The organism is Calidithermus roseus, from assembly GCF_003574095.1.
Classification (GTDB): Bacteria; Deinococcota; Deinococci; order Deinococcales; family Thermaceae; genus Calidithermus; species Calidithermus roseus.
Genome location: NZ_QWLA01000004.1, coordinates 35,048 through 57,226, shown reverse-complemented (window position 1 = coordinate 57,226; position 22,179 = coordinate 35,048). Strand labels below are relative to the sequence as shown.

At 66.0% G+C, this 22,179-nt stretch carries 21 protein-coding genes; 6 read left to right on the top strand and 15 right to left on the bottom strand.

From position 1 onward, the window contains the following. Positions 1-26: 26 nt before the first annotated feature. Positions 27-1,514, bottom strand: a complete 1,488-nt coding sequence (gene glpK, locus Mrose_RS02180) for a glycerol kinase GlpK (RefSeq protein ID WP_119275791.1) — start codon at positions 1,512-1,514, stop codon at positions 27-29. Positions 1,515-1,584: 70 nt separating this feature from the next. Between glpK and Mrose_RS02175 the strand changes: the two genes are divergently transcribed. After that, entirely contained in the window at positions 1,585-2,799 is a 1,215-nt protein-coding gene (locus tag Mrose_RS02175) for a Gfo/Idh/MocA family protein (RefSeq protein WP_119275790.1), read from the top strand. Between the two features lie 235 nt (positions 2,800-3,034). Here the strand turns inward: Mrose_RS02175 and Mrose_RS02170 are convergent, their stop codons facing one another. Further along, the gene (locus Mrose_RS02170) at positions 3,035-3,496 is read right to left on the bottom strand and encodes an iron chaperone (protein ID WP_119275789.1); all 462 of its coding nucleotides are present in this window, start codon (positions 3,494-3,496) and stop codon (positions 3,035-3,037) included. A 230-nt stretch (positions 3,497-3,726) separates the two neighbouring features. Here Mrose_RS02170 and Mrose_RS02165 point away from each other — a divergent pair, with 230 nt between their 5' ends. Together Mrose_RS02165 and Mrose_RS02160 are read left to right on the top strand one after the other, a co-directional pair. Next, positions 3,727-3,975 carry a DUF6364 family protein gene (locus tag Mrose_RS02165; RefSeq protein WP_119275788.1) on the top strand — a complete coding sequence of 83 codons (249 nt, stop codon included), beginning with the start codon at positions 3,727-3,729 and terminating at the stop codon, positions 3,973-3,975. Beyond that, on the top strand, positions 3,972-4,379 hold the full coding sequence (locus Mrose_RS02160; RefSeq protein WP_119275787.1) for a type II toxin-antitoxin system VapC family toxin: 408 nt from the start codon (positions 3,972-3,974) through the stop codon (positions 4,377-4,379). The genes Mrose_RS02165 and Mrose_RS02160 overlap by 4 nt, the downstream gene beginning before the upstream one ends. Positions 4,380-4,498: 119 nt before the next feature. Here Mrose_RS02160 and Mrose_RS02155 read toward each other — a convergent pair whose 3' ends face one another. From Mrose_RS02155 to Mrose_RS02110, 10 genes are all read right to left on the bottom strand, one after another. Continuing rightward, positions 4,499-5,488 carry a tagatose 1,6-diphosphate aldolase gene (locus tag Mrose_RS02155; RefSeq protein ID WP_119275786.1) on the bottom strand — a complete coding sequence of 330 codons (990 nt, stop codon included), beginning with the start codon at positions 5,486-5,488 and terminating at the stop codon, positions 4,499-4,501. Between the two features lie 60 nt (positions 5,489-5,548). Then, positions 5,549-6,382, bottom strand: coding sequence for a PfkB family carbohydrate kinase (locus Mrose_RS02150; protein WP_119275785.1), 834 nt, complete (start codon positions 6,380-6,382; stop codon positions 5,549-5,551). Further along, positions 6,370-7,704 (bottom strand): fucose isomerase, encoded by a 1,335-nt coding sequence (locus Mrose_RS02145; protein WP_119275784.1) that lies wholly within the window; start codon positions 7,702-7,704, stop codon positions 6,370-6,372. Before Mrose_RS02145 ends, Mrose_RS02150 begins: the two co-directional genes overlap by 13 nt. Positions 7,705-7,800: 96 nt before the next feature. Next, the gene (locus Mrose_RS02140) at positions 7,801-8,631 is read right to left on the bottom strand and encodes a carbohydrate ABC transporter permease (RefSeq protein WP_119275822.1); all 831 of its coding nucleotides are present in this window, start codon (positions 8,629-8,631) and stop codon (positions 7,801-7,803) included. 162 nt (positions 8,632-8,793) lie between these two features. After that, complete coding sequence (locus Mrose_RS02135) at positions 8,794-9,699, bottom strand: carbohydrate ABC transporter permease (protein ID WP_119275783.1); 906 nt, start codon at positions 9,697-9,699, stop codon at positions 8,794-8,796. A 100-nt stretch (positions 9,700-9,799) separates the two neighbouring features. Further along, complete coding sequence (locus tag Mrose_RS02130) at positions 9,800-11,062, bottom strand: ABC transporter substrate-binding protein (RefSeq protein WP_119275782.1); 1,263 nt, start codon at positions 11,060-11,062, stop codon at positions 9,800-9,802. Next, positions 11,059-12,054, bottom strand: coding sequence for an Ldh family oxidoreductase (locus Mrose_RS02125; RefSeq protein WP_119275781.1), 996 nt, complete (start codon positions 12,052-12,054; stop codon positions 11,059-11,061). The genes Mrose_RS02130 and Mrose_RS02125 overlap by 4 nt, the downstream gene beginning before the upstream one ends. Continuing rightward, positions 12,051-12,977, bottom strand: a complete 927-nt coding sequence (locus tag Mrose_RS02120) for a hydroxyacid dehydrogenase (protein ID WP_119275780.1) — start codon at positions 12,975-12,977, stop codon at positions 12,051-12,053. The genes Mrose_RS02125 and Mrose_RS02120 overlap by 4 nt, the downstream gene beginning before the upstream one ends. Positions 12,978-13,023: 46 nt before the next feature. After that, positions 13,024-14,235, bottom strand: a complete 1,212-nt coding sequence (locus Mrose_RS02115) for a UxaA family hydrolase (protein ID WP_275052651.1) — start codon at positions 14,233-14,235, stop codon at positions 13,024-13,026. Beyond that, positions 14,235-14,597, bottom strand: a complete 363-nt coding sequence (locus Mrose_RS02110) for a UxaA family hydrolase (RefSeq protein ID WP_119275779.1) — start codon at positions 14,595-14,597, stop codon at positions 14,235-14,237. The genes Mrose_RS02115 and Mrose_RS02110 overlap by 1 nt, the downstream gene beginning before the upstream one ends. Before the next feature lie 76 nt (positions 14,598-14,673). Here Mrose_RS02110 and Mrose_RS02105 point away from each other — a divergent pair, with 76 nt between their 5' ends. Next, complete coding sequence (locus Mrose_RS02105; protein ID WP_119275778.1) at positions 14,674-15,318, top strand: GntR family transcriptional regulator; 645 nt, start codon at positions 14,674-14,676, stop codon at positions 15,316-15,318. Positions 15,319-15,363: 45 nt separating this feature from the next. Here the strand turns inward: Mrose_RS02105 and Mrose_RS02100 are convergent, their stop codons facing one another. The 3 genes from Mrose_RS02100 to Mrose_RS02090 form a co-directional block, all read right to left on the bottom strand. Further along, positions 15,364-16,026 (bottom strand): hypothetical protein, encoded by a 663-nt coding sequence (locus tag Mrose_RS02100; protein ID WP_119275777.1) that lies wholly within the window; start codon positions 16,024-16,026, stop codon positions 15,364-15,366. Between the two features lie 74 nt (positions 16,027-16,100). Next, positions 16,101-16,553, bottom strand: coding sequence for a hypothetical protein (locus Mrose_RS02095; RefSeq protein WP_119275776.1), 453 nt, complete (start codon positions 16,551-16,553; stop codon positions 16,101-16,103). Next, entirely contained in the window at positions 16,550-17,422 is an 873-nt protein-coding gene (locus tag Mrose_RS02090; protein ID WP_147371549.1) for a hypothetical protein, read from the bottom strand. Before Mrose_RS02090 ends, Mrose_RS02095 begins: the two co-directional genes overlap by 4 nt. A 371-nt stretch (positions 17,423-17,793) precedes the next feature. Here Mrose_RS02090 and aceA point away from each other — a divergent pair, with 371 nt between their 5' ends. Both aceA and Mrose_RS02080 read left to right on the top strand, forming a co-directional pair. Next, on the top strand, positions 17,794-19,089 hold the full coding sequence (gene aceA, locus Mrose_RS02085) for an isocitrate lyase (RefSeq protein WP_119275774.1): 1,296 nt from the start codon (positions 17,794-17,796) through the stop codon (positions 19,087-19,089). An 88-nt stretch (positions 19,090-19,177) separates the two neighbouring features. Beyond that, positions 19,178-21,982 carry a tetratricopeptide repeat protein gene (locus Mrose_RS02080; RefSeq protein ID WP_119275773.1) on the top strand — a complete coding sequence of 935 codons (2,805 nt, stop codon included), beginning with the start codon at positions 19,178-19,180 and terminating at the stop codon, positions 21,980-21,982. Positions 21,983-22,179: the final 197 nt, after the last annotated feature.

Here is a 22,179-nt window from a genome sequence, read left to right as displayed (position 1 = left end):
TGACGCTGCCGGTGTGGATGTGAAAGCTACTGCGCCCAGCCCCTCGCCCGCTCCACCGCCTTCTGCCAGCCGGCGTAGAGGCGGTTTCTTTCTTCCTCGCTCATCTGCGGCTCGAAGCGCCTGTCCACCGCCCAGCGTTCGGCAATCTGGGCCTTGCTCAGCGCTTCCACGCCGATGGCCGCCAGGTAGGCCGCGCCCAGCGCGGTGGTCTCGGTGACCTGGGGCCGCAGCACCGCCGCGCCCAGGATGTCGGCCTGGAACTGCATCAGCATGTCGTTGACGCTGGCTCCGCCGTCCACCCGCAGTTCGCTGAGCCCCAGCCCTGAGTCGGCCTCCATGGCCCCCACCAGGTCGCGGGCTTGGTAGGCGATGGCCTCGAGCGCGGCCCGCGCGATGTGGGCCTTGGTGCTGCCCCGCGTGAGCCCCACGATGGCACCCCGCGCGTAGGCGTCCCAGTAGGGTGCGCCCAGCCCCACGAAGGCCGGGACCAGGTAGACCCCGTCGGTACTGGGCACGCTTTGGGCCAGGGCCTCGACCTCGCTGGACTTCTGGATGATGCCCAGCCCGTCGCGCAGCCATTGCACCACCGCCCCCGCGATGAAGACGCTGCCCTCGAGGGCGTACTCAGGCCGCTCCCCCTCGAGTTGCCAAGCCACCGTGCTCAGCAGCCCCCGCTGTGAAGCCACGGGTTTGTGGCCGGTGTTCATCAGCAAGAAGCAGCCTGTGCCGTAGGTGTTCTTGGCCATGCCCGCCTTGAAGCAAGCCTGCCCGAAGAGCGCGGCCTGCTGGTCGCCCGCCACCCCCGCAATGGGGATCGAGGCCCCCAAAAGCTCGCTCACGGTGTAGCCGTAGACCCCCGCCGAGGGCCGCACCTGTGGCAGCACCGCCTTGGGGATGCCCAGCACCCCCAGCAGGTGGGAGTCCCACTCGAGGGTCTGCAGGTTGAACAGCAGGGTGCGCGAGGCGTTGGAAACGTCGGTGGCGTGCACCTGGCCGCCAGTGAGGTTGTAGATCAGCCAGGAATCGACGGTGCCAAAGCACAACTCCCCCTTCCCCGCCCGCTCGCGCAGGCCCGGAACCTCGTCCAGCAGCCACTTGAGCTTGGTGCCCGAGAAGTAGGGGTCCAGCACCAGCCCGCTCTTCTGGCGGAAGACCTCCTCGTAGCCGTGCTTCCTGAGTTCCTCACAGATCCCCGCGGTGCGCCGGTCCTGCCACACGATGGCCCGGTACACCGGCTTGCCCGTCGCGCGTTCCCAAAGCACCACCGTCTCGCGCTGGTTGGTGATGCCGATGGCCACGATCTGCGAGGGGGCTACCCCGGAGCGCCGGACGGCCTCGCGGGCAGTCTGGAGTTGCGACTGCCAGATCTCCAAAGGGTCGTGCTCGACCCAACCGGGCTGGGGAAAGTGCTGGGTGAACTCCTGCTGGGCCTGAGCCAGCGGTTTTCCCTCGAGGTCGAAGACGATGGCGCGGCTGGAAGTGGTTCCCTGGTCCAGGGCTAAGACATAGGGCATCTGGGACCTCCGTTCGAACACCTGATTCTACCGGTGAGCTATTTTTGAATCTAAGATTTATAATTACCTCGTGAAGAAAAGCAAGGAGTTCGCCAACCGCCTCCACGCGCTGGTGCCGAAATTCGCCTACGTGCCCGTGGAAGACCGCTTCCTGATGAACCCTGGGCCCCTCAAGTACCGCTTTAACGTCATCGGGGTGGGGGTCAACGGGCAGGAGCACATTAGGGTGACGATGCTCGAGGGACGCTGCACCGTCCACGGCGTCTACGACCCCAACCCCTCCAGCGTCGAGGGCGCCCGCCGGGTCAAGGCCGAGTTCTCCGAGGAGCCCCTGGTGGTCTACGACAGCCTCGAGGCCGCCTGCAACGACCCGGCGGTAGACGGGCTGATCATCTGCACCCCCAACCACACCCACCTCGAGGTGCTCAAGGTCGCGGTACGCTCGGGCAAGCACATCTTGCTGGAAAAGCCCATGGCCACCAACCTGAAGGACGCCTACGCGATCTGGCAGATCGCGCAAAACTACCCCAAGGTGCTGCAAATCGGCCTCCAGTACCGCTACAAGCCCATCTACGTCGAGGCCATCCACGAGGCCAAGGTGCGCCGCAGCCTGGGCGAGATCAAGACCATCACCATCCTCGAGCACCGCGAGCCTTTCCTCGACAAAGTGCGGCAGTGGAACAAGTTCTCGAAGTACTCGGGCGGCACCCTGGTGGAGAAGTGCTGCCACTACTTCGATTTGTTCAACCTGTTTGCCGAGTCGAGGCCGGTAATGGTCTACGCGTCGGGGAGCCAGGCGGTGAACTTCAAGGACTTCGAGTACGAAGGCGAGCGCTCGGACATCCTCGACAACGCCTTCGTGATCGTGGAGTACGCCAACGGCATCCGGGCCAACTTCAACCTGTGCATGTTCGCGCCCATGGTCTACGAGGAGATCGTCATCTGCGGCGACGAGGGCCGCCTCAAGGCCAGCGAGGGCGAAAACGGGCAGGCTCACTCGGAGTGGAAGAGCTACCTCGAGGTCATCTGCCTCCCCGACCGCACCTCTCGAGTCATGACCCCCAGCTACCCCGCCCTCATCGAGGCCACCGGCCACAACGGCGGCACCTACTACGAGCACCTGCGCTTCATCGACGCCATGGACGGCAAGCCCAGCACCGCCGCCACCGCCGAAGAGGGCTTCTGGAGCGTGGTGATCGGGGTGGCTGCCGAGGAATCGGTGAAGCGGGGGGAAAAGGTGATGGTGCGGGAGTTGCTCGAGGGGAATGGGTTAGGACACTTATAACGTTGCCTCCGAAACACATAGATGCTCAGGCATCACCTACCCAAGGATTGACCAGATCCAGCCCCTCGATTCGTGCAAAGTCGGCGGTGTTGCGTGTAGCCAATACCATGCTGTGTGCCAGCGCGATCGCCGCAATTTGGGCATCCTCAACGCTAAACTTAATCCGTCTGCTGTGTTTCGAATAGGTTCTTACCAGCCTCTAGGCTGCCTAGCCAGCCTGAGGTGAACTCAGCCCCTAGCCCACCGCTTTCTTCACCAGCGCCGCAATCCTAGCCTCTTCGGCGGCGGTCAGCTCCTTCAGCGCGAAGGAGGTCGGCCACATGGCTCCTTCGTCGAGGTGCGCCGAGTCATTGAAGCCTAACGTCGCGTACCTGGTGTTGAACTTCGATGCAGGGGTGAAGAAGCACACGACCTTACCGTCCTTGGCATAAGCGGGCATCCCGTACCAGGTTTTCGGCGTGAGAGACGGCGCGCTGGCTTTGATGATCGCATGGAGCCGAAGGGCCATGGAGCGGTCCGGCTCCGGCATCTCGGCGATCTTCGCGAGCACGGCACTTTCCCCATCGGCCTTACCCGCCTTCAGCTCTTTGGCGCGCTCCTTCATCGCAGCCCGTTCCTCGGCTGTGAACCCCTCGAAGGTCTTCCCGGTCGTGGTGGCGCTCCTAGCGAGCTTTCCCGGAGCTTTCTTCTCTGACATCAGCGTCTCCTTTCTCGTAGCCTTGCACTGCCCAACCTACGTTAAGTATATAGGAAAAAACGAGACTTCTTACGTTTACTACATAATCACCTTTCACATCAAGCACCATCCCAAAGAACAGGGCTGGAGGATATCCGGGGCCTCCTGAGCGAAGGGGGCACGGATCTCGAGATCCTTGATGGAACGGTTACACCCACCCGAAGTATGCATTTAGCTGTACAATACATACCATGAAGTCTCGAGTCACCATCACGCTCGACCCGGAAGTGGTGCGCAAGGCCAAAGCCGTCGCCCGCGCCCGCCGCACCAACCTTTCGGCGCTGGTCGAGGACCTGCTGCGGCAGACCACCGAGCACGCCGCCCCACCCCGCCCCCGGTTCAGCCGGAAGTGGGCGGGCAAGCTCGAGCTGCGTGAGTCCGATGGGCAAGACGAACTGCTCGAGGCGCTCAAGCAACGCTACGGGCTGGGCCACGAGTGAAAATCCTCATCGACACCAACATCCTGCTGGACGTGGCCCTGCGCCGCGAGCCCTTCTTCGCCGACAGCGCCGGGGTACTGGACTGGGTCGAGCTCAACCCGAAGCAAGCAGCCATAGCCTGGCACAGCGTCTCGAACCTGGCCTATTTGGTAAAGCAGGAGGTGCGGGGCTTTCTGGCCGATTTGTTGGCTTTCGTCGAGGTGGCGGCGGGCGACACCGCGACGGTGCGGCAAGCGCTGGCGATGCCGATCCCGGACCTCGAGGACGCGCTCCAGGCGAGCGCCGCGCTCGAGTTCGGGGCCGCGCTCATCGTCACTCGCAACACCGGCGACTACAAAAAGCTGCCCATCAAGGCCATGACGCCCGCCGACTTCGTGGCGGCCTACGGCACGGCTCGAGGCTAGCTCCCCTCTGCCGCAGGCGCTCCCGGCACCAGGGCTAGGCTGAGGGGACCGGGTGGACACCGGCAAAGCCCCGACCCGACCGGTCAGCTCAAGCAGGGCAGCGGCCCCAAGAGCCTGATCTATCCCGCGATCCCCTCGAGCACCCAATCCACCTCGAGATGCATAGGCGGGATCGACAGCAGCACCTCGTTCAGCCGGTCGAGGGCTTCACGGCCCTCCTCGAGCAGCGCCGCACGGGTGGCTGCGAGGTCGGGATAGCGGCGCAGGGGGTGCTGCCAGATGGCCCGCCCGGCCAGGTAGCCCCGCGCCCCGGCCATCGCCGCGTGCTCGAAGGCATCGACGAACTGGTCGATGTTGAGACCGCCCGACAGCAGCAGCCAGGGGGCTGGGAGCTTGGTGTACTCGCGCATGTCGGCCTCGAGGTCGTCGAGGCTGTAGCCGGAGCCGCCCCACTCCCGCACCAGGCTGGCCGAGCCGGGAATCGCCAGCTTGTAGAGGTCGATGTGGAAGCCAGGGTCGGCGAAGGCGGCGGCGATCTGCAAGGATAGCTCGCGCAGTTTGGCGTTGTAGGCAGCTTCGTCCTCGCCGGGGAGGGGGTAGGGCAGCACCTCGAAGATGAAGAGGCGGTCGGCCTTCTTGCACTCCTCCCCCACCCTTCGCACGAACTCGAGCTGGTGCTCGACGACCTCGGGCGGGGCGTCGGGGCGGTGCCAGGCCAGGAGCTTGAGGCCGTCGGCACCCATCTGCACGGCCTGCTCCACGCTCCAGCCGGGGATGATCGCGCTCTTGCGCCAGCCGCCCTCGGTGGTCTCGAAGCGGTGGTGCTCGAGGGTCAGCATCAGCCCGGTCTCGCGGGGGATGAGGGGCATGGCGGCGGGGAAGGCGTAGTGCGGGTCGATCAGGATGCCGGTGACGCTGCGGGCGAGGGTCTCGGCCAGCAGGCCCTTGAGTGCCCTGACCTCGGCCCCCACGGCTTCGGGGTCCTTGTTCAGCGCCTTAGCCACCAGGTTGAAGAGCGGCGGGCGCTGGTCGATGGCCAGGGTGCCGAAGCGCATCTGGGCATCGCCGATACGGGCGTAAGCACGGGCTTTGGCGGGGGTGGTCTTCATAGTTCGCCTCCAACTAGCTTCTGCTGCAGAGCGGATAACCCTTCGTAAAACCCTGGGCCCCTACGAGGCCAATAATGCCTCGACCTCCCTCCTTCCAGGAGGCTCGCCATTTTGCACGTGCAGGGCGGCGACCGCGGCGGCAAAGCGCAGGGCCCCCTCCTCGCCCATCCCCTCGGCCAGGCCCAGGGCGAAAGCGCCGTGGTACACGTCCCCCGCGCCCGTCGAGTCCCTGACCTCGACCCGGAAGGCGGGGATCTGGCCTCTACGGTGGCGCACGCCCTCGGCCCCCAGCGTCACGGCGGCCCAACCGGGAATGCGCCCCAGCAACGCCTCCACCCCGCCCAGATGCCGGGCCAGCTCCTCCGAGGCCACCACGTGGCTCGCCAGGGGCACCAGCTCCCAGGCCTCGGGGCGGTCGTGGTCGAGGTCGAGCACCACCGGGATGCCGCGCGCGCGGGCGGCCTGGGCCAGCCGCAGCCCGGCCAGAACCCAGCGGTGGTCCAGCAGCACGGCCCCCACGCCCTCCAGCACCACTTCCGGGTCCCAGTCAGGCTCGGCGGGCAGGTCGGGACGGTAAGGGAAGATGTAGCGCTCGCCGTCCGGGGCCACCAGCACCGCGCTGATGGGGGTTTCCTGGCCCAGGGTGAAGCGGGTGCGCACCCCCTCGGCGCGGAGGGCGGCCTCGAGGCTCTCCCCCACTGTGTCCGAACCGCGCCGGGAGAGCAGCAGCGCCTCCCCGCCCAGCCGGGCGACGGCCTGGGCCGCCACGGCGGCAGGTCCGCCGATGGCCTGGCGGAAGGCCCGCACGGGGGTGCGGCTGTGGGTGGGGGGAAAGCGCTCGAGGTAGAAGCGCTGGTCCAAGCAGGCCCAGCCCAGGGTGATCACGCTAGCCATACCAGCCCATTTTCCTCCGGTTTGGCCGACAGCACCTCCAGGCCCAACCAGGCGCACAGCTCCAGCAGCGCCGGCTGGTGCTCGCCCATCCCCACCGCCATGTGATGGGGGACGCGGTGGCCCAGCCAGCTCGCCAGGAACTCGCGGGGCTCGAGGCTCTGCCCGGCCCAGCTCGCCGCCACTAGCCAGCTCGAGTCCCCGTCGTAGCCCTTTTCGCCGCTCAGATAACCCCCGTGCACCACCGCCCGCCGCCCCGGCAGCAGCCGCAGGCCGCTGATGGGCCCAGCTTTGAGGGGCATGTCGCGCACGGCAGGCAGCCCCCGGTTGAAGTGGGGAACCAGCCGGGTGGGGCCACCCGCCCAGGCTTTGGGAGCCTCGCCGCCGTGCCAGAGCATGAGCCCTTTGCTCCCGAAGTGCGAGATGTCGAGCAGGATGGCGGGCTGGCCTGAGATGGCCCGCAAGGCCAGTTGCCCGGCCAGCCCCATCACGTCGCCTTCGGGGGCGAAGGTGTGACCCCGGTCGGCCAGGCGGGCCATGGCCGAGTAGGCCATCACCCCGGCCCGGTCGGGGATTTCCGGCCACTCGCGGAGGGCGACCCCGTCGTAGCCCCGCGCCACCTGGGCCAGGGCCAGCTCGAGCCGGAAGGTCGGGCGCAACTGCTCCAGCGGGTACTCCGCCAGCTCGTCGAAGACGGCGGCCAGCTCGTCCACATCGGAATCCCTGACACCCTCCAGGGCTTCCCACAGCGCCTCGAGGCCCACCCGCTCCACCCGCATCCCCGTCTCGGGCAGCGCGTCGAAGGCGAAGAACCCCGGCGCGGGACCGCCCAGCCACAGCACCCGGCTCTCGCGCAGGGCTTTGACCCCACGCAAGGCGGCAAGGGTCAGGCCCAGGCGCTCGCGGAAGCGTTCGTCCTCGGGGGCGCCGTAAAACCACTTCACCGGCGTCTGCCGCCCCGGCACCGAAAGCGAAAGGGCCAGGTTCAGCCCGCAAATGGCGTTTTGCGGCAGCGGGCCCGTTTCCCACACCTCGGGCAGCGCCCACAAGCCCAGCGGAACGGGGAGCTCCAGCAGGGGCAAGAACACGTCTGCCGTGGCGAAGGTCACGTGTTCGACCAGCAGCAGGTCCAGCCCAGCCGCCACTGCCGCCTTCGCCGCCGCTGCCGCCTGCGTAGCGTCGGCCACGGGCTCGGCCACGTAGGCCAGCTCGAAGCCCAGCTCGCCTCCGAGGCGCCGAAGGGCCTGACTCGAGGCGTGCTCGAGGCCAAGTTTCGACCCCCGGAACAGGGGCCGCACGATGGGGACGAGTCCGATCCGCAACATAAGATTGCCAAACGCTACACGCCAAACGCCCAGGACAACCTCAGGGGTCCAGAGCCACACCCCTTCTTGCGTACGACGTACGACCTGCGTCTCGCGTCATCCCTTGACACCCCCTTGCGTCAGGCCGCCCACCACCCGCTCCTGGAAGACGGCGATGACCAGCGCCACCGGCACCAGCGCCACCACCAGGGCGGCGGAGATCAGCGGCCAGGGGAAGACGTATTCGCCCTGGTAGAGCTGAATGCCCACCGGCAGCGTGCGCATGGCCTTGGCCGGAAGCAGCGTGGAGGCCAGCAGGAACTCGTCCCAACTGTTGACGAAGGCCAGGATGGCTGCCGTGAACACCCCCGGCGCCGAGAGCGGCACCACGATGCGCCACAAAGCGCCCAGGCGGCTCGAGCCGTCCACCATCGCCGCCGCCTCGAGGTCGCGCGGGATTCCGGCGAAGAAACTCACCAGCGTGAGCGTGGCCACCGGCAGCGAGAGCGCGGCGTGGGGCAGGATCAGCGCCAGGTAGTTGTTGCGCAGGCCCAGTTCGTTGAAGGTCTGGTACAGCGGCACCATCAGCGAGGCCACCGGGAACATCGAGACCCCCACCAACAGCGAGAGGATCAGGTTGCGCCGGGGCACGTGCAGCCGGGCCAGCGCGTAGGCCGCCAGGCTCGCCACCCCCACGCACAGCAGGGTCGAAGCTACCGCCACGATCACGCTGTTGAGGAAGTAGCGGCCCAACGGCTGCTCGCGGAAGGCCTGGAGGTAGTTCTGGAAGGTGGGGTTCTCCGGCCAGTAGGTGATGGGGATGCGGGTGAGTTCGCCCTCGAGCTTCAGTGAGGTGAAGAAGATCCACACCGAGGGGAAGAAGCCGTTGACCACCACAATGGCCGCGGCGACCCACACCCACAGGCGCAGGTTCTTGAAGGGGTTCATGAAGCCCTCCGAGCCGCGGATAGCCAAAGGCTCAAGTGCGCCCAGCGCCAAACGCTAAACGCTAAGCGCCCCAAAGCACGAGCTACCGGCGTCTTGCGTCTTGCGTCTTGCGTTTTGCCTCTTTCGCGTACGACGTACGACGTACGACCCCTACGGCGCAGCCTACTCATCCGCCCCCCTCACGTAGCGCAGGTACACCACCGTAATCGCCATGCTCAGCAAGAACAGCAGCACCGCCAGGGCCGAGCCGTAGCCGAAGTTGAGGTTTTCGATGCTGGTCACCCGCACGTACATGGCCAGCGTCTCGGTCGCGTTGCCGGGGCCCCCTTTGGTCATGGCGTAGGGGATGTCGAAGGTCTGGAAGGCGGTGATGGTGCGGAAAATCAGGGCCACCAGGATGGCGGGGGTCAAAAGCGGAAGGGTCACGCGCCAGAAGCGCTGGAAGGGGCTGGCCCCATCCACCTCGGCGGCCTCGTAGAGTTCCTTGGGGATGGTCTGCAAGCCCGCCAGCAGGATCAACGCCACGAAGGAGCTGGTCTTCCAGATGATGGTGAAGCAGATGGCCCAGAAGGCCAGGTCGGGCCTGAACAGCCAGAACTGCCGCTCTCCCCCCAGCCGCACGATGATGTCGTTGACCACCCCGTACTGGCTGTCGAAGAACCACTGGAAGATCAGGCCCACGAAGACCAGCGGCAGGGCCCAGGGCAACAACAGCCCCAGCCGCACCGGCCACTTCACCCGGAAGGGCAGATTAGCCAGCAAAGCCAGCCCCAGCCCCACCACCAGCGCCCCCGGAACGGTGATCAACACGATGAGCGAGGTGTTCTTCAACGCGTTCCAGAAGCGGGCGTCGCGCAAAGCAGTAGCGTAGTTCTCCAGCCCGTTGAAGCTGGCCTCGGGCCCGAGGGTGAGCTGATACTGGAAAAAGCTGGTGTAGACGAGCCGGAGCACCGGGTACAGGGCGATGAGGCCCAGCAGCAACCCAGCCGGGACCAGCAGCCAAAAGGCCAAGGCGCGCTCGCTGAGGTCGCCGAGGCTTCTGCGGTAGCGGGGTTGGGGTCGGGTCATAGTCGTTACCGTCGTAGGTCATACGTCGTGCGCCATACGCCTCGCACCAAAAGCACCTGCGCAGGACGTACGACGTATGACATAGCCCTAACCCTCGACCTTATTTCCCGTAAATCGCCTGCAAGCCGCCGATGACCTCTTTGGCCGCGGCCTCCGGCGTCTTGGTGCGGGCCAGAACCGCGTTGAGGGCCTTGCGCATCACGTCGGCCACCTCGGGGTAGCGGGGATGGACGGGGCGCGCGCGGGCGGCCTGCACCACGGGCAGGGCGTCGGCGAACCAGGGGTTGGCCTTGAGCACGTCGGGGTCTTTGTAGAGTGAGGGGAAGACCGGCAGGTTAGAGGCCTCGATGGCCAGGACCTTGGAGACCTCGGGGCTCGAGAGGTAGCGCACCAGCTTGTAGGCCTGGGCCTTGTTCTTTGAGAAGTCGGAGATGGTCCACTGCCAACCGCCCAAGCAGCTCGCCGAACGCCCGCCCTCGAAGCGGGGCAGCGGCACCACGCCGATCTTGCCCTTGACCTGGCTGTCGGCGTCGTTCTGAAACCTGTTCCAGGCGTAGGCGAAGAGCGTGCCGAAGACCCAGCGCCCGGCCTGCATCTCCTGGCGGATGGTGTCCTGGGCTTTCTCGGCCATGTTGGGTGGGGAGACCTTGTGCTTGTCCATGAGGTCGAGCCAGAACTGCAAGGAGTTGCGGGCCTGGGCCTCGGTGAGGATGAGCTTGCCGGAGTCGTCGTCTACGTCGCCCCCCGCGGCCCAGATGGGCAGCAGGAAGCTGCACACCGTGCCCTCGGAGATATTGCCCATGAAGCCGATGCCATTGAGGTTAGGGTTGCGCTCGCCGGCCAGGATGGTCTGGGCCTGCTTGATGGCCTCGTCCCAGGTGGTGGGGGGTTTGAGGTTGTACTTCTCGAGCAAATCCTTGCGGTAGTACAGGAACTGCGCGTCGGCGAAGCTGGGCAGGGCGATGAGTTGCCCGTTGATGACGTTGGCCTTGGCGTAGGCCGGCAGGTACTGCTTGAGCAGGTTGGCCCTGCTGGCCGCCGGGAGGTACTTGTCGAGGGTGTCCGACCACTTAGCCGCCGCGTACTGGGCGGGCCGGATCACGTCGATGAGGATGACGTCGATCGAGGGATCGCGCGAGGCCAAGACGGTGGTGAGGTATTGCTGCTGCTGGTCGGAGGTGGCCCCGCCGACCTCGATTTCCACCCGCACGCCGGGGTTGCGCTGCTGATAGGCGTCCAGAATCTTGCGCATCACGTCGGGGCGCTGCTGCCCCCCGATGAACACGCGCAGCCGGGTGGCCTGCTGGGCCACCGCCCCGGAAGCCACGAGTACCGCTAACGCGAGCCAAAACAGCTTCTTCATGCCGCTCCTCCTTGTAAGTTCAACCCAAGTCTACCCAGTTCAGCCTGCAAAGCTTCGTTGACCTCGATCCCCTCCCGCATGGCCTTCCTCCGCAAAGCCGCCCGCCGGGCTCCGGGGATGCGGGCCCCGGCAGCCTCGAGCGCTCCCACCATCCGGGCCACCCGCTCACCGTAGCCCTCCCCGAAAGCCGCCGGGTCGAGGGCCACCAGCAACAGCCCCGGCCTAGCCGCCTGCTCCGGCGGAGCCCAGGGCAGGGGCAGCTCGGGGGAAAGCACCGCCCCCGCCAGCGCCCCGGCCAGCACCTCTACCAGCACCCCCAGAGCGAAGCCCTTGCCGCCGCCGATGGGCAGCAGGGAGCCCTCGAGCGCAGCTTTGGCGTCGGTGGTGGGCCGGCCCTCCCTGTCCACGGCCCACCCCTCGGGGATGGCCTCGCCCCGCCTGGCAGCGCCCATGATCTTGCCCCGCGCCACCACCGCCACCGAGGTGTCGACCACCACCGGCTCGGGCTCGGCAGGCGTGCCCAGGGCGATGGGGTTGGTGCCCAGCACCGGCCCCGGCGCGAGGGCGGGCGGGGTGTTGGCGAAGGCTAGCCCGACCAGGCCCGCGTGGGCCAGCCGCCCCACGTAGGCCGAGAGCACCCCACAGTGCCCGGCTCCCCGCACCGCCAGCGCGGCGCTCCCCTGCTCCTGCGCCAGGCCCACCAGTTCCCTCACGGCCTGGAGGCCCGCCACCGGGCCGGGCGCTCCGTCGGCATGAAGGATGGCCACAGCCGGGCGGGTGCGCTCGAGCCGCATCGCGGGCCGGGCGTTGAGCCCCCCGGCCCTGAGCTGGTGGGTGTACTGCGGGATGCGGGAGAGGCCGTGCCCGCTGTTGCCCTCGAGCTCGGCCTCCAGCACCACCTCGGCGATGGCCCCCGCGTGCTCTGCCGCAAGCCCCAAGGCGGCGAAGTGGCCCCGCACGGCTTCCAGAAGCTGGGCATAAGCGATTTTCATCGGACCCCCAGCGCCGCCAGCACGCCCTCGGCCACCCGCAGGCCCACCGCCTCCTGGGCTTCGGCGGTGAGCCCGGCCACGTGGGGGGTTATCCACAGGTTATCCACAGCCCGCAGCACGTGATGCTCGGGCAGGGGTTCCTCGTCCACCACGTCCAGCACCGCCCCCGCCAGCTGGCCCGAACGCAGGGCGGCTACCAGGTCTTCGTTGCGGACCAGCTCACCTCGAGCGGTATTGATCAGATAGGCCCCCTTAGGCATGGCGGCGAGGGTCTCGGCGCGGATGAGGTGGCGGGTCTCTAGGGTCAGCGGCGCGTGCAGCGAGAGGAAGTGCGACTGCCGCAGGACCTCCTCGACGGTGGTGAGGGTGATCTCGAATTCCTCCACCACACTCTCCCAGGGCAGGCGCTGGGGGTCGGCGGCCACGACCTTCATGCCGAAGGCCCGAGCCCGCCGAGCCACCCGCAAGCCTACCTCGCCCAGCCCGATCAGGCCCAGCGTCTTGCCCGAGAGCTCGAAGCCCCCGAAGGCGCTGCGGTTCCAGCCGCCCTCGGCCACGTGCCGGGCGGCCCCGGCGAGGTTGCGCGAGAGGTGCAGCATCGCCGCCATCACGTACTCGGCCACCCCCACCGCGTTGATCCCGCGGGCAAAGTAGAGCTTCACGCCCCTGGCCTCTAAGTCCGCCTGGTTGATGTTGTCCAGGCCCACCCCCAGCCGCCCCACGACCCTGAGCTTCGGCCCTGCCAAAAGCAGGTCGGCATCGACGTGGGTCTGGTTGCGCACGATGAGGGCGGTCGCGTCGGCCAGCCGGACCTTGAGCGCGTCGCGGTCTTTCCAGAGGTGGGGGTCGTAATGGACTTCGACGCCGCTTTGCCTGAGGCGCTCGAGGCCGCTGGGGGTGATGAACTCGCAGACGAGAATCATGGCCGGTGGCTGATGGCGAAAGTTGCTCTTGGCTATCCCTGGCGTGCTAGGCACTCGGATAGAGCTTGGTGATCACGAACTCGTTGTGTCGCAGCAGTTCCGCTGCCGTCTTGCGCCCGTTCACGGTGCGCTCGAAGACGTTCATGATGCGGCCCTCGGCTTCGTCCAGGCCGATCTCGCCCAGCAGAAGGTCGGGCAGCGGCACGTCAATGTGCTCGCTCATGGTCTCGCAGGTGATGGGGTTGGGGGAGATCTTGATCACGGGGATGAGGGGGTGGCCCACCACGTTGCCCTGGCCCGTGGTGAAGAAGTGCAACACGCTCCCCGCCGCGGCGCACAGCGTCACGTACTCGGCCCCCGCCGAGGAGGAGTTCATGAAGACCAGGCCCTGGCCCGGCCCCACCGGCTCGGCATAGCCGATGACCCGGCTCACCGGGCGGGTCCCGGTCTTCTGGATGTTGCCCAGCGCCTTCTCCTCGATGGTGGAAAGCCCGCCGCGGATGTTGCCCTCGGTGGGCTGCGAGCCCAAGAGGTCCACGCCCTGGTCCTCGATCATCTGAATGTAGGCGTCGTACATCTCCTGAAACTTCTTCCTGAGGGTAGGGGTGGCGCAGCGGCCCGCGATGAGGTGCTCGCCGCCGGTGAGTTCAGAGGTTTCCCCGAAGATCACGCTGGCCCCCATGTCCACCAGCCGGTCCACCACGCGGCCTAAAGCGGGGTTCCCCGCCAGACCCAGCGTGGGGTCGCTCTCGCCGCACTTGATCGAAGTCACCAGCTCCGAGGGGCTGATGGGTTCGCGCCGCACCTCGGAGGCCTCCTGCACCAGCCGGTAGGCCGCTCGAGACGCCATGTGGATGGTGCCCAGGTCGCCGTGGCGCTCGATGGAGAAAAGCTCCACCGGCTTGCCGGTTTTGGCGATGCCCTCGGCCACCCGCTCGGCCCACCTGGGCTCGATGCCAATGACCACCACGCCGTAGACGTTGGGGTTGGCCCCGTGCCCGCTGAGGGTACGGAAGGTGAGCTCGAGGTCCTCCCCGAACTGCAAGCGCCCATAGGGGTGCGGCAGCGCCACGGCTCCGTTGATCAGCCGGGCCACCCCCTCGGCGGCAGCGTTGGAGAGATCGTCCACCGGTAGCACCACCACGTGGTTGCGCACCCCCACCGCCCCACTCGTCCGCCGGTAGCCGGTGAGTTGCAGGGCGGAGCCAGCTTTTTTGGCTCGAGCCCTCGAGGCGTTGCGCATGGCAGCCATCGCCATCACTTACCCCCCTTCCCCACGCCGGACTTCCGGGAAGCCGTCACTTTAGCCTTGCGCTTTGCGGTGGACGTCTCCCCGTAGTCCCAGCGCAGCGTGCGGATGTTGTGGGTGTGCACGTAGCCGCCTTTCTTCACCGCCCGCGTCATCCGCCCGATCTTCTCGCCGTACTCGATGACCACGTGCCCCTCGGGCAGGTCGCGCAGGGCGATCTTGTGGCCCAGGGGGATGGCCTCGAGCACCTTCACCTGATGGGGCTCGCCCCCGTCCAGCGCCTCGATGGTGAGGGTCTCACCCGGTCTTAGCTCGCTCACCGCTACCGCCACGTCGTCTGTGCTTTTGTGCGCCAGGGCTCTGTGCGCCACGCCGGCCTCCTTTTGTATGCAGCGAGATTTTATATCTAAAATCTTTTGTCGTCAATCGTGCTAAACTTCAATTGAGATGCTGACCCGTACCACCCTCAACCGCGAGGCCTACAAGGCCCTGCGCAGGGCCATTCTGGGCCGCAAGCTCCCTCCAGGCCGCAAGCTGGTGGTGCGGGTGCTGGCCGAGGAACTCGGGCTCTCCCCCACTCCCATCAAGGAGGCCCTGGCTGCGCTCGAGCGCGAGGGGCTGGTGCAGGCCATCCCCCACCGGGGCTACTTCGTGAGCAACCCCTCCCCCGAGGACATCCGCGAGATCTACAGCCTGCGCGAGGTGCTCGAGGGCCTGGCTGCACGGCTGGCGGTGGAAAACAACGGCAAAACCCTGCCCAAGCAGCTCGAGAAAATCCTGGCTCAGCAGCGCAAGGCCGCCCAGGCAGGCGACCTCGAGGCCTACGGTGACCTCGACCTCGAGTTCCACAAGACCCTCTGGGAAGCCTCGCGCAACAAGCGGCTGCTGGCCGTGGCCGAGACCATCGACGGACAAATTCGCCTGCTCATCAACTCCTCGGCGGTGATCCCCGGCCGCCTGCCGCTCTCGCTAGCTGAGCACGAGGCGGTGCTCGAGGCCGTCAGCCGCCACGACCCCGAGGCCGCCGAGGCCGCGATGCGGGCGCACGTGCAGCGGGCGAAGGAGGCTTTGACCCGCTTTTTCCAAAGTTGAACCCGATACATAGCGCTGCCCATGCCACGTGCTGCGTAGGAGCAGTCAGCTCGAGCATCTCGTGCACGGCAGAAGGAACTGCATCAAGTAGCCCGCAGGCAGCAATAGCCACGTCAGCAGGAAAAGGATCAGCCTAATGGCCTCTCTCCACGAGCAAAGGGCCTTTTCCCTCCCGAGCGACCATTTCTCCACGAGCCCCACGATGCCGTTTAGGCCCGTACTACTGGCAACAACAAAAAAGAGAGTCCCTAACGCCACTCCCAGCCACAGGAAGTCGATGTCGTAGAAATAGGTCACGCTGGAAAGCACGATCAGGCAAATGGAGATCAAAAAGCCGAATATCATCCACCTGATCGCATAGGTGAACTCGGATTCACAGTCCAACTTGCTTTCCAGTGTCGGCCTCGAGCCCTCAGTCGTTATTACTATGAAACTTACAATCCCATTGAATAAAGCGGCGATGAAGGCGCAAGCCCCCACCAGCGTTGGCATCATCTGAACCGTCGAGAAGCGTAGCTGCTCGAGAAGCGATGGTTGTTGAGAATAACTGAAGCCCCACATCAAGAGGAGGGCACCCGTAATGTTCGAGCAAAAAGCCCAAAGCCCCGCACTGCTAAACACGAGCCAAATAACCCCACGAAGAAAGTAGCTAAAACCACTACTCTCCTTTCTGGTTTCATCAGTTTTCGACGTAACTTTTGGGTCCATTTAGAACCTCGCTTCTCTATGGTATTGAGGACGGCTAAAAGCCCTGAGAGGCCCGCAAAGCACATCCTCAGCTGCTAGTCTTCGGTCTCAACTATGGTGAGGCGGGCAAAGGTGTGATAATTCTTGAGTGGTGTGTGCTCTTCCAGCTCAAAATTGCCTATTTTTTCAGTCAGAACAATACTGACTCTTAGTTTCAGATTCTGCAAGATACGATACTTTGCTATCCAAAGACCGTAGTCCTGCTGCCAGCCCATTGTCCTCATTGACATACCTACCAGAGATTTATCGAGATTTGGAATGATGCTTTCTGGCGTGTTTTTCAAGGCAAAACAAGCTCTAAACTCGTAGAAATCCCCATAGTAACTTGGACAACCAATCTGGTCTAGCCCCAAACCCAAAAGCATCTCTCTCACAACCAGAAATACTTCCTTAATCTGTGGTTCGCCCCTATGCCTATTACCCTGCATGATTGCTCCAATAGCACCTAAGAAAAGCACCAATGCCAAGAAGGTGAGCCTCCTCTTCATCTGGTTACCTTTTTGCCCGGATGCCACGAGTACCAAATTCTCAGAAGTTCATCTGCCATGTCATATTTCACGTCTTGACCGATTTTTACGCCCTCCTCCTTCATCTTCGCGAACCTGCTCTTCATGTAGAAAAAGATGCTCTCCTCGAAATCCTTGATCTGGATTTGCTGGGCCAGAAGAAGCGCGTCCTTGCTCAGGGGCAGCCTGTCGGTAGAGCCGATGAACTCCAGGGCTGCTTTTCTGAAAGCAGGGTACTGATCGTGACGTTTAGCGATGGCTTCGATAGCCTCCAGGAGCGTGGTGTAGGCGATCCGGTCGTAGTACACGTCTACGGCCGCCCAGTAGTATTTCTGAGGTGCTGTAGCCAGGTGCGGCTGGGACAGGTTGAGCCGGGGGTCTTTATCCTTGCTCAGGTCGTAAGCTCCCGACCACTTGATGTTCACCTCCGCCGTCTCGCTGGAGTTCAGGTAAGGGTCGTGGGCTCCGTGCTGGTCGATGGCCTGCTGGTAGGGGTTGGTAGCCCCTTGTTGATCGATCAGGTGGGCCAGGGGATGGGTAAGATGGGTGTCTAAAATGGCCCCCGAGTGCAGCCATTCCCGCTCCCGCCGGGCTTTACGCTGGAGGGGAGAGCCGTAGGGACGAAGGACGAACTCCCCCTCGGGGTTCCAGGTAGCTCGAGGCTGAGGTGTGGGAGACTCAGCGGCGACAGGAGTGGGGAAAGGTACGCGGCGAGGGAAGACGCCCAGTTCCTCCAGGGGTGCGAGTTCTTCGGCTCTTTTGGGACGTGATCGAGCAAACAACCATTGATCCATGGAACGGTCATCATAAATCGGCATGATAGGTCGATTGTACAAACTCAGTCCAGGCATTTTCCTTAATCTTTTGCTGAATAGTTCCAGCTAAGGGGGATGCTCGAGGTCCCAGGCTCCCACGTCGGAGTTACAGCGCGGGTCCGTATGCGGCAACCCTGGTCCCACTCAAAAAGCTGAGAACCACCAACCCGCACTTGTGTATTTTCATCAAGTGTACCTATTTTCCATTTACACTTTCCCTCGGGTGTGTTGAACCAACTTATACACGGTCAAAGTTCCTGGAGGCTTCCCCCACAATCAGAACCGTAACGCTCACCCAGCGTTAGCCCGCTACACAACCGAGCGCCACGAGCTTTCTCGGGGGTGGATGCACAGCCCGAGCGAGGGGGATTCCCGGCTCGACGGGAGTTCATTCGAGGAGGAAGCCCATGAGCAAACTGACCCCTGAAATGCGACTGGAAGCCGAGAAACTGCGTAAAGAGTGGGAGAGCAACCCGCGCTGGAAAGGGATCCAACGGGATTACACCGCCGAGGACGTGGTGAGGCTGCGGCCTAGCCTCCAGGTGGAGCACACCCTGGCCCGGCGGGGGGCCGAGCGGCTGTGGGAGCTGCTGCACGAGCGGCCCTACGTCAACACCTTCGGGGCCTACACCGGGGCCCAGGCGGTGCAGATGGTCAAGGCGGGCCTCGAGGCCATCTACCTCTCGGGCTGGCAGGTGGCCGCCGACGCCAACCTGGCCGCCCAGACCTACCCCGACCAGTCGCTCTACCCGGCCAACTCGGTGCCGCAGGTGGTGCGGCGCATCAACAACGCCCTGATGCGGGCCGACCAGATCGAGCGGGCCGAGGGCGGGAGCGGGCGCTACTGGTACGCCCCAATCGTGGCCGACGCCGAGGCCGGGTTTGGCGGCCCCTTGAACGCCTTCGAGCTGATGAAGAGCATGATCGAAGCCGGGGCCGCCGGGGTGCACTGGGAGGACCAGCTCAGCAGCGAAAAGAAGTGCGGGCATTTAGGCGGCAAGGTGCTCATCCCCACCCAGGCCCACATCCGCACCCTCAACGCCGCCCGCCTGGCCGCCGACGTGCTGGGCGTGCCCACCCTCATCATCGCCCGCACCGACGCCGAGGCTGCCACCTTGCTCACCAGCGACATCGACGAGCGCGACAGGCCCTTCGTCAAGGAGGGCGAGCGCACGCCGGAGGGCTTCTACCGCATCCGCAACGGCCTCGAGCCCTGCATCGCCCGTGCGCTGGCCTACGCGCCCTACGCCGACCTCTTGTGGATGGAGACCTCCACGCCCGACCTCGAGGTCGCCCGCAAGTTCGCCGAGGCCGTGCACGCTCAATTCCCTGGCAAGCTGCTGGCTTACAACTGCTCGCCCAGCTTCAACTGGAAGAAGAATCTCGACGACGAGACGATCGCTCGCTTCCAGCGCGAGTTGGGGGCGATGGGCTACAAGTTCCAGTTCATCACCCTGGCGGGCTGGCACAGCCTCAACTACCGCACCTTCGAGCTCGCCCGCGGCTACAAGGAACGCGGCATGAGCGCCTTCGTGGAGCTGCAACAGCTCGAGTTTGCCGCCGAGCGGGAGGGCTTCACCGCCGTGCGCCACCAGCGCGAGGTGGGCGCGGGCTACTTCGACGAGGTGCTGCTGGCCATCACTGCGGGCCAGGCTTCCACCGCGGCCCTGGTGGGCTCGACCGAAGAGGCACAGTTCCACTGAGCACGGGTCGATAGCCCAAGTAGTCGATGGTCGATAGCCCACATCAGGGGCTATTGGCCATCGGCTATTGACGTATAGTGTATACACCGTGAGCGAAGCCGCTACACCCTGGCTCAAGCACCTCGAGACCCTGCGCCCACACCTCTCCGGACAGGACCACCGGGGGAGGCGGGGGAGCCTGCGCTGGCTCGAGGCGGTGCTGGCCGAGCGCGGGGGGCGGGCCGGCACGGTGCGCAACATCCTCTACAAAGACTTAGGCTCGCCCGACGAGAAGCTGCGGCTGTTCGAGGTGCTCGTCGGCCTCTTCCGGGAGGTGGGGCTCGAGCCCCCGCCCTTCCCCGGCGAGCTAGCCCAGGAGGCCGCGCGGCGGGCGCTGGGGCGGGACAAGCGACGGCTGTTCCGCCGCTTCGTGCGGGGCGTGGAGGCCGGGGAGCGCATCCAGATGGTAGTGGTGGGCGGCCCGGCCACCGGCAAGGGGGTCTTGCTAGGGGCCATCGAACGCACCCTGCCCAGCAGCCTGCGGGTCAACCTGGGGGGTGAGCTGGCCCCTCAGCTTTACCTCATCGGCGAGCGGCTGGGTATCCGGGAAGGGCTCGAGGCCTTGCTGGCTCAGCTCTCCCCTACTCAACCCTACGCGCTGCAAAGTGCCCTACAGGACGAGATCAAGGAGTTGTTGAAGGAAGCCATCCAGCGCGAGGGGGTGCCCCTGCTGCTGCGGGCCGAGGCCGACGGGCAGCTCGGCGGCCTGCCCCTGCGGGTCGGGGGGGAGCGCACCAACCTGACGCTGTGGCTCGAGCCCCTGCTGCGCCAGCTCGACATCCCCTACATCGCCGCGCTGAGCGAGCCTCCGGTCAGCCTGAGCTACAGCCCCCTCTCCGCCCCCAGCCGGGCCGAGGCCCGCCGCTACGTGCGCGACCGCCTGCCCGACCTGCCGCCTGAGCGGGTGGAGGCGCTGGTCAATCAGGCCGGGCGCAACTTCGGCGAGCTCTCGCGGCTGGTGTTGCTCGAGGCCGCCCAGCGCCAGGCTCAGCCCTCCAGCGACCTGCGCCAGGACCCCGCGCTGCGGCCCATCCTCGAGGCGCTGGCGGTGTTCTCGCTCGAGTCCGACCCCGCCGTGCCGGTTCCCCTGCTCGAGGCCGCCCTGGGCCGTAGCCTCTCCACCCTCTCCCAAGCCGAGCGCGCGCTGTTGCAGCCGGCCAGCGAGGGCTCGGGCCGGGGGCAGGGCGAGGCGCTGGTGCGCCCAGTGCTGCGCACCCTGCTGCCCGAGGTGCAGGGCGCCGAGGCCCGGCACCTGCACGAGCTGGCCCTGGAGTACTACCGTCAGCGCGACCTCTTCCGCGCCTTGCACCACGCCTGGGGCGCGGGCGCGCTCGAGGTGCTGCTGGAGCTGCTGGCCGCCGACCCCTCGAGGCTCTCCTTGCTGCCGGGACTGTGGGCGGGCTCGAAGGAGTGGCCGTCCGAGAAGCGCGAAGCCCTGGCCACGGTGCTGGTGCGCTACCGAGCGGTGCTGGGGCAGTACGCCCACCCCGAGGCGCTGGAGGCGCTCGAGCTGCTCTCGGGCTCGAAGAACCCGGCCACCCGGGCCTGGGCCAGGGTCAAGGCAGCCGAGGCCAAGGTGGACGCCGCCGACTACCCGGCCGCCCAGGCCCTGCTGCCTGACCTCTCCACCCTCAGCGGGGAGGTGCTGGCTGAGGGCTTGCTGGTCCACGCGGCCATCGCCCGCTGGCAGGGTGACTACGCGCTGGCCGAGGACGACGTGCAGCGGGCCCTGGCCCTGCCCATCCCGCCCTTCCTGGCCGACCGGGTACGGCTGTGGCAGGGCCTGGTGGCCAAGGACGCGGGGCGCTTCAAGGAGGCGCTGGAGGCGCTGGAGCAGGTCCAGCACGACCCACTGCTCTCCAGCCGCGCCCGCTACCAAGCCGGCGACCTCTTGATGCGGCTGGGGCAGGGCGAGGAAGCCGTCGAGCGCATGAAGAGCGCCCTCGCGGGCCTGACCCCCACCGCCTCGGAGGAGGCCGCGCGCGTGCGGGCTCGCCTGGGCACCGCCCTGCGCCGCATCGGGCGCTACGAAGAGGCGGCCCAGCACCTCTACCGGGCCATCGCCGAGGCCCCCGACGCCTTCACCCGCGCCCGCGCCCAGAGTGAGGCGGGGGTGCTCGAGGCCGCCCGTCACCATCCCTGGGAGGCCATCAGCCTCACCGCCGAGGCCGAGCGCTACCTGCGGGGCGCGCGCGAGCGCCGCAGCGAGGCCCTCTACCGCTACCGGCGCACCATCTTCCGCCTGGCGGTGGCCTACTGGGTCTGGGAGACCGGCGACCCCTATCGCCCGCCCTTTCACGGAGGCCAGCCCGCCCCCCAGGCCCAGCGCCTGCTCGAGGGCCTGTGGAAGGAGTTGCAGCAGGATTCGCCCAAGGGCGACCGCTACACCGGGTTGATGCTCGACACGGCGCTGATGCTGTCTCTGCTGCTGGAGCCGGGCGCAGCCCAGGCCCTCATGCACCCTTTCCTCCGGCTGGAAAACCCCTACCTGCGCGACCAGGCCCGGCTGGCCTACGCCGACGCGATGGGCCGGGAGGGGCGCTGGGGCGAGGTGCTGGCCCAGCTGGTCCAGCTCAGCGGCCTGGAATCTGACCCCGGCACCCAGATCTGGAAGAGCGCCCTCGAGGCCCAGGCCCTGCTGGGCCTCAAGCAGGAAGAGGCCGCCTGGGAGCGGCTACAGAACCTGGGCCACCTCCCCGAGCCCTTCCGCATCCAGCTCGGGCGACTGCTGGGCAGGGTCTGGCCGCCCAAGCTGCTCAAGGAGCGGCTGGGGCCGTTCGCGCCGCTCGAGGCGGGCGAGGCTTTGGCCATGTGGTTGTTGAATCCCTTGACGCCGATAGCCGATGGTCGATAACTATGGGGTCGTACGTCCTACGTCGTACGCAAGGCAGCTTTCACGATGGCTTTGCGCGTTTCGTGTTTTGTCTTATGCTTAATCGCTGGCTAGCTGGCGGCTGATTCTTGCGCAATGCTCAAACTCGAGGCCAAATCCCGACTAGACTACTAGAGATTATAGGGTTAAGACCCTATACTCTTATTGCTATTGGTAAC

What these genes read in the sequence shown, in the direction of transcription:
- Mrose_RS02140 (WP_119275822.1), bottom strand. Translation starts at nt 8,631, where the DNA reads ATGAACCCCTTCAAGAACCTGCGCCTGTGGGTGTGGGTCGCCGCGGCC.
- Mrose_RS02165 (WP_119275788.1), top strand. Translation starts at nt 3,727, where the DNA reads ATGAAGTCTCGAGTCACCATCACGCTCGACCCGGAAGTGGTGCGCAAG.
- Mrose_RS02095 (WP_119275776.1), bottom strand. Translation starts at nt 16,553, where the DNA reads ATGAAGAGGAGGCTCACCTTCTTGGCATTGGTGCTTTTCTTAGGTGCT.
- Mrose_RS02115 (WP_275052651.1), bottom strand. Translation starts at nt 14,235, where the DNA reads ATGGCGATGGCTGCCATGCGCAACGCCTCGAGGGCTCGAGCCAAAAAA.
- aceA (WP_119275774.1), top strand. Translation starts at nt 17,794, where the DNA reads ATGAGCAAACTGACCCCTGAAATGCGACTGGAAGCCGAGAAACTGCGT.
- Mrose_RS02100 (WP_119275777.1), bottom strand. Translation starts at nt 16,026, where the DNA reads ATGGACCCAAAAGTTACGTCGAAAACTGATGAAACCAGAAAGGAGAGT.
- glpK (WP_119275791.1), bottom strand. Translation starts at nt 1,514, where the DNA reads ATGCCCTATGTCTTAGCCCTGGACCAGGGAACCACTTCCAGCCGCGCC.
- Mrose_RS02105 (WP_119275778.1), top strand. Translation starts at nt 14,674, where the DNA reads ATGCTGACCCGTACCACCCTCAACCGCGAGGCCTACAAGGCCCTGCGC.
- Mrose_RS02155 (WP_119275786.1), bottom strand. Translation starts at nt 5,488, where the DNA reads ATGAAGACCACCCCCGCCAAAGCCCGTGCTTACGCCCGTATCGGCGAT.
- Mrose_RS02125 (WP_119275781.1), bottom strand. Translation starts at nt 12,054, where the DNA reads ATGAAAATCGCTTATGCCCAGCTTCTGGAAGCCGTGCGGGGCCACTTC.
- Mrose_RS02090 (WP_147371549.1), bottom strand. Translation starts at nt 17,422, where the DNA reads ATGCCTGGACTGAGTTTGTACAATCGACCTATCATGCCGATTTATGAT.
- Mrose_RS02120 (WP_119275780.1), bottom strand. Translation starts at nt 12,977, where the DNA reads ATGATTCTCGTCTGCGAGTTCATCACCCCCAGCGGCCTCGAGCGCCTC.
- Mrose_RS02135 (WP_119275783.1), bottom strand. Translation starts at nt 9,699, where the DNA reads ATGACCCGACCCCAACCCCGCTACCGCAGAAGCCTCGGCGACCTCAGC.
- Mrose_RS02170 (WP_119275789.1), bottom strand. Translation starts at nt 3,496, where the DNA reads ATGTCAGAGAAGAAAGCTCCGGGAAAGCTCGCTAGGAGCGCCACCACG.
- Mrose_RS02150 (WP_119275785.1), bottom strand. Translation starts at nt 6,382, where the DNA reads ATGGCTAGCGTGATCACCCTGGGCTGGGCCTGCTTGGACCAGCGCTTC.
- Mrose_RS02145 (WP_119275784.1), bottom strand. Translation starts at nt 7,704, where the DNA reads ATGTTGCGGATCGGACTCGTCCCCATCGTGCGGCCCCTGTTCCGGGGG.
- Mrose_RS02130 (WP_119275782.1), bottom strand. Translation starts at nt 11,062, where the DNA reads ATGAAGAAGCTGTTTTGGCTCGCGTTAGCGGTACTCGTGGCTTCCGGG.